The organism is Thalassotalea sp. 1_MG-2023, from assembly GCF_030546745.1.
GTDB lineage: Bacteria > Pseudomonadota > Gammaproteobacteria > Enterobacterales > Alteromonadaceae > Thalassotalea_C.
Genome location: NZ_JAUOPD010000003.1, coordinates 83,269 through 97,679 on the forward strand (window position 1 = coordinate 83,269; position 14,411 = coordinate 97,679).

At 38.8% G+C, this 14,411-nt stretch carries 10 protein-coding genes; 5 read left to right on the forward strand and 5 right to left on the reverse strand.

Annotated features, from left to right (window positions below; all coding sequences use genetic code 11):
- Positions 1 to 30 precede the first annotated feature (30 nt).
- Positions 31 to 918 carry a TraB/GumN family protein gene (locus tag Q4489_RS03185; RefSeq protein ID WP_303477005.1) on the forward strand — a complete coding sequence of 296 codons (888 nt, stop codon included), beginning with the start codon at positions 31 to 33 and terminating at the stop codon, positions 916 to 918.
- Between the two features lie 59 nt (positions 919 to 977).
- Here the strand turns inward: Q4489_RS03185 and Q4489_RS03190 are convergent, their stop codons facing one another.
- Positions 978 to 3,029 (reverse strand): prolyl oligopeptidase family protein, encoded by a 2,052-nt coding sequence (locus Q4489_RS03190; protein WP_303477368.1) that lies wholly within the window; start codon positions 3,027 to 3,029, stop codon positions 978 to 980.
- A gap of 298 nt (positions 3,030 to 3,327) precedes the next feature.
- Here Q4489_RS03190 and Q4489_RS03195 point away from each other — a divergent pair, with 298 nt between their 5' ends.
- Together Q4489_RS03195 and Q4489_RS03200 are read left to right on the forward strand one after the other, a co-directional pair.
- Positions 3,328 to 4,194, forward strand: coding sequence for an SPFH domain-containing protein (locus tag Q4489_RS03195; protein WP_303477007.1), 867 nt, complete (start codon positions 3,328 to 3,330; stop codon positions 4,192 to 4,194).
- Between the two features lie 41 nt (positions 4,195 to 4,235).
- A complete protein-coding gene (locus Q4489_RS03200) occupies positions 4,236 to 4,424 on the forward strand; it encodes a hypothetical protein (RefSeq protein ID WP_303477371.1) in 189 nt (62 codons plus the stop codon).
- Between the two features lie 303 nt (positions 4,425 to 4,727).
- On the opposite strand, the gene polA is transcribed toward Q4489_RS03200, so the two are convergent.
- The 4 genes from polA to gorA all read right to left on the reverse strand — a co-directional run bounded on the left by polA (position 4,728) and on the right by gorA (position 11,474).
- A complete protein-coding gene (gene polA, locus Q4489_RS03205; protein WP_303477009.1) occupies positions 4,728 to 7,460 on the reverse strand; it encodes a DNA polymerase I in 2,733 nt (910 codons plus the stop codon).
- A gap of 598 nt (positions 7,461 to 8,058) precedes the next feature.
- Positions 8,059 to 9,024, reverse strand: a complete 966-nt coding sequence (locus Q4489_RS03210; RefSeq protein WP_303477013.1) for an aldose epimerase family protein — start codon at positions 9,022 to 9,024, stop codon at positions 8,059 to 8,061.
- Between the two features lie 213 nt (positions 9,025 to 9,237).
- Positions 9,238 to 10,095 (reverse strand): N-acyl homoserine lactonase family protein, encoded by an 858-nt coding sequence (locus Q4489_RS03215; RefSeq protein WP_303477015.1) that lies wholly within the window; start codon positions 10,093 to 10,095, stop codon positions 9,238 to 9,240.
- 23 nt (positions 10,096 to 10,118) lie between these two features.
- Positions 10,119 to 11,474: a glutathione-disulfide reductase gene (gene gorA, locus Q4489_RS03220; RefSeq protein WP_303477018.1), complete on the reverse strand. Its 1,356-nt coding sequence runs from the start codon at positions 11,472 to 11,474 to the stop codon at positions 10,119 to 10,121.
- A 162-nt stretch (positions 11,475 to 11,636) separates the two neighbouring features.
- On the opposite strand from gorA, the gene prlC reads away from it, so the two are divergent.
- The gene (gene prlC, locus Q4489_RS03225; protein ID WP_303477021.1) at positions 11,637 to 13,685 is read left to right on the forward strand and encodes an oligopeptidase A; all 2,049 of its coding nucleotides are present in this window, start codon (positions 11,637 to 11,639) and stop codon (positions 13,683 to 13,685) included.
- A 12-nt stretch (positions 13,686 to 13,697) separates the two neighbouring features.
- Positions 13,698 to 14,384: a DNA-3-methyladenine glycosylase I gene (locus Q4489_RS03230; protein ID WP_303477024.1), complete on the forward strand. Its 687-nt coding sequence runs from the start codon at positions 13,698 to 13,700 to the stop codon at positions 14,382 to 14,384.
- Positions 14,385 to 14,411 lie beyond the last annotated feature (27 nt).

The following is a 14,411-nucleotide window of genomic DNA, read 5'->3' on the forward strand; positions in this document are numbered from 1 at the left end:
GCCATTGGGCACGTTTAACAGGATAAGAAAATGACATTTAATAACGTAAAAAAATTTATCACTAAAGCTGGATTAATTGCAACAATTGGCATCTTTAATACCAACGTATGTATGGCTGATACGTCTGTTTGGAAAGTATCGAAAGGGGAAGATCAAGTCTATATTGGTGGAACGGTTCATATTTTACCGGCAAGTGAATTTCCTTTACCAGCAGAGTTTTTAACTGCCTATCAAGCAACTGACACTATTGTTTTAGAAACTCAATTGCCTGATCCAACCGACACGAGCTTTCAAGCGAAATTAATGCAGCAAGTCTCATATACGAATGATAAAAAGTTGAGTGACAAGCTGAGTGATGAAACATTTAAACAGTTAGAAACTTATCTGGCCGCGTTTGGGATTAATGTCAATGAAATGAATGGCTTTAAACCTGGTTTTATCGTCATGATGATGGCAATGCTTGAAGCTAAACGTGCGCAACTTGCCGGTGAAGGAGTTGATGCCTACTTCAACAAAATGGCTGCAAAAGACAATAAAAGCAAAGAATACTTAGAGTCGAGTGATTTTCAAATTAACCTTATCGCAAATATGGGACAAGGGAATGAAGAAGAATTAATTAGTTCGTCAATAGCACAAATGAGCGAATTTAAAGAGATGTTTAATCAGTTGTTGCCGGCTTGGCGAGCGGGTGACAGTGAAACGTTATCGTCGTTAGTGATTGATCAGGTGAAAGACGAAGATCCTGACACGTTTAAACAAATGTTTACTGACCGTAATCAAAATTGGATACCGTTAATAGAGAAAATGTTTAATGATAACGATAAAGAGTTTGTTCTTGTTGGTGTGGGTCATTTAGTTGGTGAAAATAATGTTTTACAGTTACTTGAACAGTCAGGTTACGAAGTGACAAAGTTATAAAATAAAAAAAACGCTAGCTTGGTATTCAAGCTAGCGTTTTATTATAAACACAATATTAATTATTGATTAGGTAATGATTCAAAACCCATGTTAAATAACGTAAAGCCATAAATATCAGCATATTGTTCAATAGTTTTAGATATCGGCGTACCTGCGCCATGACCCGCATTTGTTTCAATACGAATTAACGTTGGTGCTTTACCACCTTGCTTATCTTGTAACTCTGCTGCAAATTTGAATGAATGTGCAGGCACAACACGGTCATCATGATCGCCAGTAGTCACCATAGTTGCAGGGTACTTGACTCCTTTTTTAACATTATGAACGGGTGAATAACCTTTTAAATACGCAAACATTTCTTTGCTTTGTTCAGCAGTGCCGTAGTCATATGCCCAGCCAGCACCAGAAGTGAAGGTATGGTAACGGAGCATATCAAGTACACCAACAGCAGGTAATGCAACTTTCATTAAGTCAGGTCGTTGAGTCATCACAGCACCAACTAATAAGCCACCATTAGAGCCGCCGTTTATGGCTAAGAAATCACTTGATGTATATTGTTCATCGATTAAAAATTCTGCCGCCGCAATGAAGTCATCAAACACATTTTGCTTCTGCATTTTGGTGCCTGCGTTATGCCAAGCTTTACCGTATTCACCGCCACCACGTAAGTTGGCTACTGCATAAATACCACCTTGCTCTAACCACACAGCACGAGTAACGCTAAAACTAGGCGTTAAACTGACGTTGAAACCACCATAACCATATAAAATAGTTGGATTTTTACCGTTTAATTTAATACCTTTTTTATAGGTAATTATCATTGGTACTTTTGTACCATCTTTCGACGGGTAAAATACCTGCTTAGATTCGTATAAATCGCTATCAAATTTAGCGCCTGACTTACGATACACAGAAGTTTTGCCGGACGTAACATCAAACGCATAGGTGGTGCTTGGCGTTTTGTAGTTGGTGAATGAGTAATACAGACGTGTTTCATCTTTTTTACCGCTAAAACCGCTTGAACTGCCTATACCAGGTAACTCTACGTCTCTAATTTTCTTGCCTTGATAATCGTACTGAGACACTTTTGAGATAGCATCAACCATGTATTCAGTAAAAAAGTAACCGCCACCGGTGGTAGCCGTTAATACATGATCAGTTTCTGGGATAAGCGTTTGCCAATTTTCAACCGCAGGATTTTTAGCATCAACGGTCACAATTTTTTTGTTCGGGGCATCTAAGTTAGTGACTAAATATAATTTACTATCTACATTATCAATAACATACGTATCAGAATCAGTATGATCTAAGATGTTAACAAGTTGGCTATCTTGTTTAGCAAGATCTTTAATAAATAAACGATTACCTGAAGTAGACACAGAGCCGCTAATCACTAAATAGCGATCATCTTCGGTCACATAACCACCGACATAGCGATGTTTTTCCGCAGCAGTTCCACCAAATACTAAGGTATCGGTTTTTTGAGCGGTACCTAATTTATGGTAATACAATTTATGTTGGTCAGTTTTGGCTGATAACTCACTACCTTTCGGTTTATCATAACTTGAGTAGTAAAAGCCTTCATTGCCAAACCAAGAAATTCCTGAAAATTTCACATCAACTAACGGCGCCTCAAGTTCTTTTTTCGTTTCTACATCGATAACAATGATTTTACGCCAATCACTGCCGCCTTCAGAAATTGAGTATGCGGCAATCGAACCATCTTTAGAAAAACTTAGTGAAGCTAATGAGGTTGTGCCATCTTCACTGAATTTATTCGGATCTAAAAATTCTTCGACATTACCGTCTTCATCTTGACGATATACCACACTTTGATTTTGTAATCCGTTATTACGATAGAAATATTGGTATTTGCCACGTTTAAAGGGGGCGCTTACTTTCTCATAATTCCACATTTCTTCTAAACGGTCTTTTAACTGTTCGCGATAAGGAATTTGAGCTAAATAGTCAAAAGTAACTTCATTTTGTTTACTTACCCACTCTGCGGTTTCTTCACTGCGATCATCTTCTAACCAACGGTATGGATCAGCTACTTGTTCGCCAAAATAAATGTCGGAAACTTTTCCTCGCTTGGTTGTTGGATATTTCATGTCGATTTGGTTTAACTCTGAGATAGTCTTTGATTTTTCTTGCTCAAACGCGTGAATGCATGTTGCACCCAGTGTTAATGAAGCAACCACTAAGGTGGTTAAAATTTTCTGCATAACACCCTCTATTAACAATAATTTAACGATAAGATCATAGCAATAATTCTGTAGTATCGCGGGATCTTTACCGCAAAAATGTTGTCACTGACCGTATTTGGGGGTCTGATAAGTTAAAAAACATTGACATAATTTAAATATGATATCATAGTGATATCATATTTATTCATTGTTGGAGATGAACATGTTTACAGAAAAAGAAATAAAAGCGCCAAATGGCATCATGTTTATATTTGTATTACTTGCGTTACAAATAGCTGGTATAGCTGCGTTAATTAATGGTTTACAAAGTCATGCGGGCTGGCAAATTATCGCCAGTGTTGTTGCGACAATTACGTTGTTTGTCTGCTGGTTTGGTTTTTTTATGGTGCACCCGAAACAAGCTGCAGTACTACAGTTATTTGGCAAATATGTTGGTACGGTGCATAGTCCAGGATTACGCTGGGCAAACCCATTTTACAGTAAGTCGCGTGTTTCGATGAGAGTGAGAAACTTTGAAAGCGGTAAATTAAAAGTTAATGATAAAAGTGGTAATCCGATTGAAATTGCTGCGGTTATTGTTTGGGAAGTTGTCGATACTGCCGAAGCGGTATTTCAAGTAGATGATTATGAGGACTTTGTTTCTATTCAAAGTGAATCGGCGTTACGAAATTTAGCTACAAGTTATGCCTATGATAATCATGACGAAGCAGAAATGTCATTGCGTGGTGACTCGGCGTTGATTTCAGATGCGTTAAGAAAAGAAGTACAAGAGCGATTAGATAAAGCAGGCGTAAAAGTCATTGAAACTCGAATAAGTCATCTAGCTTACGCACCAGAAATAGCAAATGCGATGTTACGTCGTCAACAAGCGATGGCCATTATATCGGCTCGTCAAAAAGTGGTTGAAGGTGCGGTTGGTATGGTTGAAATGGCGCTAACGCAATTATCAGAGCGCGAAATTGTTGAACTTGATACCGAACGCAAAGCGGCTATGGTAAGTAACTTACTGGTTGTATTATGTAGTGATGAAGCTGCTCAACCTGTGTTAAATACCGGTAGTTTATATTAATCATGTAGCAGAGCTTTTGCTCTGCTTTTTACATAGAGGCAATCGTGGCAAAAAAAGCATATCCATTACGAATTAATGAAGAAATTTTGTCAGCAATGCAGCAATGGTCTGATGATGAATTACGTAGTTTAAATGCACAAATCGAATATGTATTACGCGACGCGTTACGAAAGTCAGGGCGAAGTAAGCCTAAGCCTATTGAGCCAATTATTGACCCTGATGATGATTGAAACGTTTAGTTTCCATAGATCATATTTTGGATGATTTGTAATAAAAAAAGCCCGATGACATTATCATCGGGCCATTAGCTATGAGGAAAGCTAGAATATACAAATTATTACAACAAGTGTTCGCTAAGGAACAGATGAGATTATAGAGTAAAAACTCAGATGTTGTAAAGTAAAAATGTAATAAATTTACATTTTTGTTTTAAATTTACGGTTATTAATCGTTTGCATTGCTTATTCACCAATAAAAAAGCCGCTATTTGGCGACTTTTAATTTAAAGTGAAATAAAAGTACAAAGGAAAGCTTTAATGAGCTTGTTCCCAGTTGTCTCCTATACCCGCTTCTGCTATCAATGGCACACTGAGTTTTACAGCATCATTCATAATCGTGACTAAACTTTCTGTAACCTCTTCTACAATGTCTTGATGAATTTCAAAAATAAGCTCATCGTGTACTTGCATGGTCATTTTTATGCGCGGATCTTGTTTTGCTTCAATCCAAGTATCAACTGCTAACATTGCTTTTTTAATGATATCCGCTGCTGTGCCTTGCATAGGAGCATTAATTGCTGCACGCTCTGCTCCTTTACGGCGCATTGCATTCTTAGATTTAATTTCAGGTAAATATAAACGGCGACCGAAAAGTGTTTCAACATAGCCTTGTTCAGCTGCTTGTTGACGCGTCTCTTCCATGTAGGTTAAAACACGTGGGTAGCGTTCAAAGTACTTGTCCATATATTCCTGTGCTTTATTGCGAGCAATGTTGAGCTGTTTAGCAAGACCGAAAGCAGACATGCCATAAATTAAGCCAAAATTAATCGCTTTGGCACTTCGACGTTGATCGGCGGTTACTTGATCTAAACTCACAGAGAAAATTTCTGCTGCGGTGGCTTGGTGTACATCTTTACCTTGCGCAAAAGCGGAAACTAAACCAGGGTCTTCCGATAAGTGTGCCATTATGCGTAGCTCAATTTGTGAGTAATCAATGGCAACAATTTTATGATTTTCTGGCGCAATAAAGGCCAGCCTAATTTTACGTCCTTCTTCGCTACGAATTGGGATATTTTGTAAATTAGGATCTGTGGAAGACAATCTGCCTGTCGCGGCTACAGTTTGATTATATGAAGTGTGGACTCTGCCAGTTTTAGGCGAAACCATCAGTGGTAGCTTGTCTGTGTATGTAGACTTTAATTTGCTTAATCCACGGTTTTCTAAAATCACCTTAGGTAAAGGATAGTCTAACGCAAGTTCTTGCAGTACTTCTTCAGCCGTTGAAGGCGCGCCTTTGGGCGTTTTTTTGATAACAGGAATTTTTAATTCTTCAAAAAGAATATGTTGTAATTGCTTAGGCGAACTTAAATTAAAACTCTGTCCTGCAATATTGTGTGCTTCCACTTCTAACTCTTGTAGCCTAGCACCAATGGTTTGACTTTGTTGATCCAATAAATCACTGTCAATGAGCACGCCTTGTTGCTCCATTCTTGCGAGCACTGGCATCAATGGCATTTCAATATCAGTGAAGACTGATAACTGGCCTTTTAACTGTTCTAATTGTGCAAAAATTGCTTGGTGAAGCCTAAAGGTAATATCGGCATCTTCAGCGGCGTAATGCGCGGCTTTTTCTATATCAATTTGATTAAATGTTAATTGTTTAGCGCCTTTGCCGGCGATATCTTCAAAATGTACGGTTTTATAATCAAGATATTTTTCTGCCAATGCATCCATATTGTGACGTGTCGCAACACTATTTAAACAGTAAGACTCGATCATGGTATCGTAAATAGTACAATTGATAGCGACGTTATATTGCGCCAGCACATTAGCATCATACTTTAAATTTTGGCCAATAATGACTTGTTGCTTATCTTCAAGTAGAGGTTTTAGTTGAGCTAACACCCAATCTCGATCAAGTTGCTTAGGCGCATCTTCATAATCGTGGGTTAAAGGAACATAAGCAGCAACGCCAGGCGCTATCGCAAATGACAAACCTACTAGTTCTGCTTTCATGTAATCAACACTGGTTGTTTCAGTATCAAATGCGAAATAATCAGCAGACGTTATTTTCTCGAGCCACTCTGTAAAAGCTTCTTCGGAAAAAATAGTGTCATAATCGACATCAATTTGTTCACTTTTTTCTGGTGCTGACGGCGTGCTGGTTGATTCGTTGTTATCACCGTTATCTAATTCAGCAAGTAAACGACGCAATTCAAACTGCTTATATAGAGTGGAAAGTGTTGCTTTGTCGGGAGAGGTTGGTACTAACTCCTCAATGGATTTTTCAAGGGCTACATCAAGCTTTATTGTTGCAAGTTCATAAGATAAAGGAAGTTGATCAAGCGCGTTACGTAAATTCTCACCAATTTTACCTTTTACTTTATCAGCATTAGCAATAACTTGTTCAAGCGTATTATGTTCCAGTAACCATTTTACCGCGGTTTTAGGACCACATTTTTCAACGCCAGGAATGTTATCGACTTTATCACCCATTAAGGCGAGATAGTCGATAATTTGCTCGGGCTTTATGCCAAACTTTTCAATAACACCATCTACATCCATCTCTACATTGGTCATGGTGTTTATCAGACGGACATGCTTGTTCACTAATTGCGCCATGTCTTTATCACCGGTTGAAATGACAGTTTCAATGCCTTTTTCTGTTGCTTGAGCAGACAGCGTACCAATCACATCATCAGCTTCTACACCTTCAATAACTAACAGAGGTAACCCCATAGCTTCAATGATTTCATGTAAGGGGGCAATTTGCGTACGCAAATCATCAGGCATGGGAGGACGGTTGGCTTTATATTCTGGATACAAGTCATTGCGAAAAGTTTTACCTTTTGCATCAAAGACAACAACGATATTTCCGTTAGGATAATCTTTTTTAAGGCTCTTAATCATATTAAGTACGCCAGTTATTGCCCCAGTAGGTTGTCCATCGGCAGTTGATAGTGCTTGTAAATAAGGAACATGATAAGCGCGGAAAAGGTAAGAAGAGCCATCAACTAAAATGAGTGGAGATAAGTTAGGTGTATTCATGATTTTCGAGGTAACACAGAAAAATTTTGCTAAGCATGACATATTCAATGCTTACGCACTAGCGGTATCGAAAAATTCTTAAAAATTAGTATCTTTGCTTGTGGATAACTTTGTTGAAAACATTAGCTGTTCCCACAATAAAATGGATTTATTGCGGTGCAAAAATTACATAACAGTATGTTTCTTAAATAAAAAAGGTGAGATCAAAATCCTTTTAATTATTTATTCTTATTATTATCTAATGTGGATAACGAAAATTAAGCAAAGACGCTTGTTGGATAAAAATCCATCGAATATCCTCATTAGGGGTGAAACAGATTACCAGAATTTTTTTGCAATACCAGCGTATTATTAAACTATTTTTAAAGAATTATGAAACCTACAAATAACTAAAAAACATAAGCGAGAATACATAGGGGGTTCGTATACTTTAGATACATTATTATTAAACGATGTTATTAAAAATATTTTATACAAAGTAAGTATTTTTCATCTCGGCTTCATTATTTAATGCAAACTCTCCTGCTAATAATTGAATACTTATTCACTGCGGAGTATCAAAATAGCGGAACAATTATTGATTCTATTCCGCTAGCAATTAGTTATCTGTGATATCGGTTTGTGGCTTAACTAAACGATAACAAATTTTTGCTGAAAAAGGTTGCTCTGGCGTAGTGAGAGCAAACGGAAAGTCTTTTAAATTTGGACTGTTTGGAAAATACTGAGGCTCTAAACAAATACCTTGCTTTGCACTAAATCGGCCGAATAAGTGGTGACCGGTATAAACTTGCAAACCAGGTAAATCGCTCGATACGTGTAGTTGTAATTGTTTATCGGGGCTGATCAAGATGGCTTGGCTTTTATTTCGCGGATTGACGACAAAGTTTTGATCAACTTCATCACGCGGATCATGGGTTAAAATACGTGGTTTTTGAAAATCAAAGCGTGTGTCTTTTGTAGGAAGTATTGCCCCAGTAGGGATCATCTTACTATCAACTTCAGTGTAATATTCAGCATTAATTGTCAGTAAATGATTATCGGCTGCATTTTCAACACCAGCAAGATTGAAGTAAGGATGTGACGTTAAGCCTACCACCGTATTTTTTTCTGTTTCGGCGGATAATTGAATCTGTAATTCACCGTCATCTGTCAATTGATATTCCACGAAAAATGAAGTAGCGCCGGGGTAACCATCATGACCATCTGCTAATTGACAAGATAACGTGATTGATTGCGCTTGTTGGTCTTCGAGCTGCCAAAATTGTTGGCTTAGACCATGCCTACCTCCGTGTAATTGATTTAAACCTTCGTTGGCATCTAACTGATACGTTTGACCATCAATTTCAACGCGTGCATTTTCAATACGATTCGCAAAAGGGCCAACAATTGCCCCATGGTAAAACGGGTCATCTAGATATTCAGCTAGAGAAGAGTAGCCAAGCACGATGTTGCGCTCTTCACCATTAACGTCTGTATACCATTGAATAATGCGTGCACCAAAATTAGTGATGCACACCTCATCGCCTGCTTTGTTACTGATCAAAAAAGACCGTATATCGCTCATTGAATGCCTGCCAAGCGCTTAGTTAATACTATAATAACTTTATAGTATGACTTTTTATTGATAGCGCAAGAAAATTCAAGCGATAGGGTGGTTATTGTACGTTAACTGATTGATTATATAGCAATTGAATGCGATTAGCAGAAAGTTGGCGCATAGCTTAAAAAAACGTGCGCCAAACTAACGCACGTTGATATGTTGTTTTACAGCGGATAATTAATCGAGGTATTGGGGGATATCAGGCAGCTTTTCCACGTGTTTAGCTTCATGCTGAATAATCACTTTTGCATTTTTGACGCTGGCAATTTTTTCAAATTTCTTGAAAGATTCACGCGTTTGCGGTTCATCAACATTAAATCGAGGTACGCGCTTTAAGTGACGACTTTTTGCTTGATGATATAAGTCACCCGACAACAATACGGTGCCGCTGTTCGCTAGGTTTACTTGTAAAGCAGTGTGACCTACGGTATGACCAGGTACATTTAAAATCACGACACTACCGTCACCAAAAACATCGTAATCTTGTGTGAAGGTTTGACGCTTCATTGCACTAAGCTCGTCATTTAAAGCTTTTAAATCATCTGCACTCGCGATGTGGTCTAGCTCTGCTTGGCTGGTTAACCAAGTTGCTTGTTTAAATGAGGATACTTGCCCAACATGATCAAAATGACTGTGTGATAAAGAAAGGTATTCGATGTCTTTTGGCGACACATCAATGTTAGCGAGCTGTTCAACCAACGATTTTTCTAATGATAACGTGAACACACCATTAACCATCGGCTTTTTACCGATAAGCGATGCAGGTAAACCGGTGTCCCAAAGAAGATCACCTTTTTCATGTCTAATTAAATAACAGCTATCGGTGAATGTTGCCTGTTCATTTTTATAGTCGCCACTGGTTGAAAATACATCCATATCTGAGACTTTTATCGTGCCACAATCAAAGGTGTATAACTTTAACGCCGTTGCTTGTTCATTGTTGGCTTGAGTAAAACTACTGATGAAAAGCGTGCTTAATAGTGCGAACTTTTTAAACCATAATTGCGATAATTGTATGTTTTTCCGTTTTAGCATTTTTTACTCCATTAACGTTAAATTTAGGTCAGTGTAACAAACTCTTCCGCGGATGTTGGGTGAATCGCTACGGTATTATCAAAATCAGCTTTCGTCGCGCCCATTTTCATTGCTACAGCAAAACCTTGAAGTAATTCATCACTGCCAAAACCAATAGAGTGAATACCCACTATTTTCTCTTCCTTACCAACACAAATAAGCTTCATTTTTGTAGGGTCACGATAATCATCGGTCATCGCTTGATACAGTGCAGTAAATTGAGAGCGGTATACTTTGATTTGGTTTTCACCATATTTTTCAACGGCTTCTTGTTCACTTAAGCCGACTGTACCGATAACGGGGTGACTAAACACGACAGTGGCTACATTGTTATAATCTAAATGCTCATTTGGTTTATTGTTAAATAAACGCTCACATAATCGACGGCCAGCTGCAACGGCAACAGGCGTTAATTGCACCATACCCGTATTGTCTCCAACCGCATAAATACCTTCAATTTGAGTGTTTTGATATTTATCTGTGGGAATAAACCCTTTTTTGTCTAATGCGATACCGGTTGATTCAATATTTATGTTATCGGTTGCAGGTTCTCGACCGATTGCCCAAATCACGGTTTCCACAGGGCCCACGGTGTTGCCATTTTCTAAGTGAATATTTAACGAGCCATTATGATGTTGCTCAATAGAGGCTGGCGTACTGTGGTTGTGCAACGTTGGGCCGTGTTTAGCCATTTGTTCAACTAAGGTATCAGACAACATATCGTCAAAATCACGTAGTGGCTTTGCCTTTCTTACTAATAGATGCGTATCACTACCTAATGCGTGTAATACACCGGCTAATTCAACGGCAATATAACCTGCACCAATCACAGCAACCGATTTAGGCTGTTTAGTGAGCGCAAAAAAACCGTCTGAATCAATGCCAAGCTCCGCGCCAGGAATAGAGGGGATACTCGGCCGGCCACCAGTAGCGATAACGATATGATCAGCAGTGATATATTCGCCGTTCACTTCAACAGTATTCTTATTAATGAACTTAGCAAAGCCATCGATTAACGTAACACCGTTTGCTTCAAAACCACGACCATATGCTGCGTGTATACGTTTGATATAAGCTTCGCGGTTTGCCACTAATCGTGACCAATCAAATTTATCTGCTGAAAGATTAAAGCCATAGTCGTGACTGTAATGTATTGCATCGGCAATTTGCCCTGCATACCACATGGCTTTTTTAGGTACACAACCAACGTTTACACAGGTGCCCCCCACTTGTTTTGCTTCAATAACAGCGGCTTTTTTGCCAAGCTTTGCTGCGCGATTTGCCGATGCGATACCGCCGCTGCCAGCGCCTATGGCTAAAAAGTCAAAGTGTTGAGTCATAATTGTTGCTCCTGATCTGTCTGCAGATAATGGGGATTAGACCTTCAATATGCGGATAATTATTCATCCTTTCAAGCAAAGTTCATTCAGTTACTTGAATTCATATAGTTTAGCCTTTACATCTACTATCATAATAGCATCATCAAATAAGCTGACATTACTATGAGCAACCCATTATTAGAAAACACTTCGTTACCGCAATTCTCTAAAATTCGCCCAGAGCATGTAAAACCGGCGGTAGAAAAAGCCATTGCTGATTGTAAGAAAACGATTGAACAAGTATTAGAGAGTAACGACAGTTATACTTGGGATAATCTAGTAGAGCCAATTAATGATGCCGACGACATTTTAGGAAAGTTATGGTCACCGGTTTCACATATGAATTCGGTCGTGAATAGCGAAGCACTGCGAGAAGCCTACGAGTCTTGTTTACCTTTATTATCTGAATACGGCACCTTTGTTGGTCAGCATCAAGGTTTATTCGAAGCTTATCAAAACCTTGCAACGAGTGATGAATATCAAACACTTGATACGGCACAACGAAAAGTAATTGATAATGCATTGCGAGACTTTACCTTATCAGGTATTGCATTACCTACTGAGCAGAAAAAACGTTACGGAGAAATTGTCACGCGTTTATCGGAACTTGGCTCTACCTTTAGTAATAATTTACTCGATGCCACCCATGCTTATACCGTCAATATTACCGATGAATCGGAACTTGACGGTTTACCTGATTCCGCTAAAGACGCTGCCGCTGCTCAAGCTCAGGCACAAGAAAAAGACGGATGGTTGTTTACCTTAGACATTCCAAGTTACCTACCGGTAATGATGTATTGCGATAATCGTCAATTACGTGAAAAGCTCTATCGCGGGTTTGTTACACGTGCATCTGATCAAGGGCCGAATGCAGGTGAATTTGATAATAGCGATATTATGAATGAAATTTTGGCGTTACGTCATGAATTAGCGCAATTACTTGGCTTTGATAATTTTGCTGAGAAATCACTCGCCACTAAAATGGCTAACTCAACTAGCGAAGTACTTGGCTTTTTAGAAGATTTGGCTAAAAAATCAAAAAACCAAGGTATTGAAGATCTTGAGCAGGTTCAGGCCTTTGCCAAAGAGACCTTTAATGTTACTGATTTAGCACCATGGGATTTACCCTATTACAGTGAAAAATTAAAGCAAAGCCGCTTTGCAATTTCTGATGAAGAACTTCGCCCGTATTTTCCTGAGAAAAAGGTTGTATCAGGCTTATTCGAAGTGGTTAATCGATTATTCGGTGTTAAAATTACCGAGAAAACAGGAATTGATACTTGGCATGATGACGTAAAGTTTTATGACATTCATGATGCAAACCAACACTACCGTGGAAGCTTTTACCTTGACCTATATGCTAGGGCGAAAAAGCGTGGTGGTGCATGGATGGATGATTGTGTAGGCCGTAGAAAACTCACATCAGGAGAGGTGCAATATCCCGTTGCGTATTTAACCTGTAACTTTAACGGCCCGGTAGGAGATAAACCTGCGTTATTTACTCATGATGAAGTGGTTACGTTATTCCATGAATTTGGCCATGGTATACATCATATGTTGACTCAGATAGATGCCTGCGGCGTATCTGGAATAGATGGTGTTCCGTGGGATGCCGTTGAATTACCCAGTCAATTTTTAGAAAACTGGTGCTGGCAACCAGAAGCCTTAGCTTTCATTTCAGGCCATTATCAAACAGGTGATGCTTTACCAGAAGATATGTTAGAGAAAATGCTAGCGGCCAAAAATTATCAATCGGCGATGCAAATGTTGCGTCAATTAGAGTTTGGCTTATTCGATTTTCTAATGCACGCTAATTACAAACCTGATGCTGAAAATGATCAATACATCCAACAGGTACTTAATCAAGTTAGAGATAAATATTCAGTAGTGCCCGCGGCCGAATTTAATCGCTTTCAACATAGTTTCGGCCATATCTTTGGTGGCGGCTATGCAGCAGGGTATTATAGTTATAAATGGGCTGAAGTATTGTCAGCAGATGCTTTTTCTAGGTTTGAAGAAGAAGGTGTGTTTAATTCCGCCGTCGGTAAAGATTTTCTTAATCACATTCTCGAAAAAGGTGGCTCACAAGAGCCAAGCGAGCTTTTTAAAGCTTTTAGAGGAAGAGAGCCAAACATTGATGCTTTGTTACGTCATAGTGGCATTGCTGCTTAGTAGGTGACTAACATGGCACTGGAAACCGTCGACGCAATTTATCAACGTGCAGCAGAACGTAAAGGCGGGGCAGCTGCGCTTAATGCGCTATTAGCCCTACCAGCGCAAAACATTGATGAACTAACTGACGATCGCATATTGTCAGAAATGACTAAAAAAATATTTCAGTCGGGGTTTGTCTGGCGCGTTGTTGAAAATAAATGGCCTGATTTTGAAACTGCGTTTTTTAACTTTGATATTGAAAAAATATTAATGATGCCAGAAGAAATGCTCGAGCAAAAAGCAAGCGATCCCAAAATCATTCGTAATTTTAATAAAATAAAAACGATCAAAGCCAACGCTCAAATGATCTTCGAAGAACAACAAAATGGCCATCGTTTTGCTGAATTTATCGCTAAGTGGCCAAGTGCTGACATTATCGGTTTGTGGGCGTATTTGAAAAAGCATGGTCAACGATTAGGTGGCAATACTGGCCCTTACGCATTGCGGATGTTAGGTAAAGATACCTTCTTATTAAGTCGAGATGTTGAAGGTTACTTTCGTGCTCATGATTTGATCACGGGTGGTTTACATACTAAAACGAGCTTAAATACTATTCAGCAAAGTTTTAACCATTGGCAGCAAGAATCAGGCATGAAATTATCGCAATTAAGTCGGTTAATTGCATTTTCCACGGGTGATAATAATTTAATATCGTGAGTACATTCTTTATGCAAGAAGTTGCCG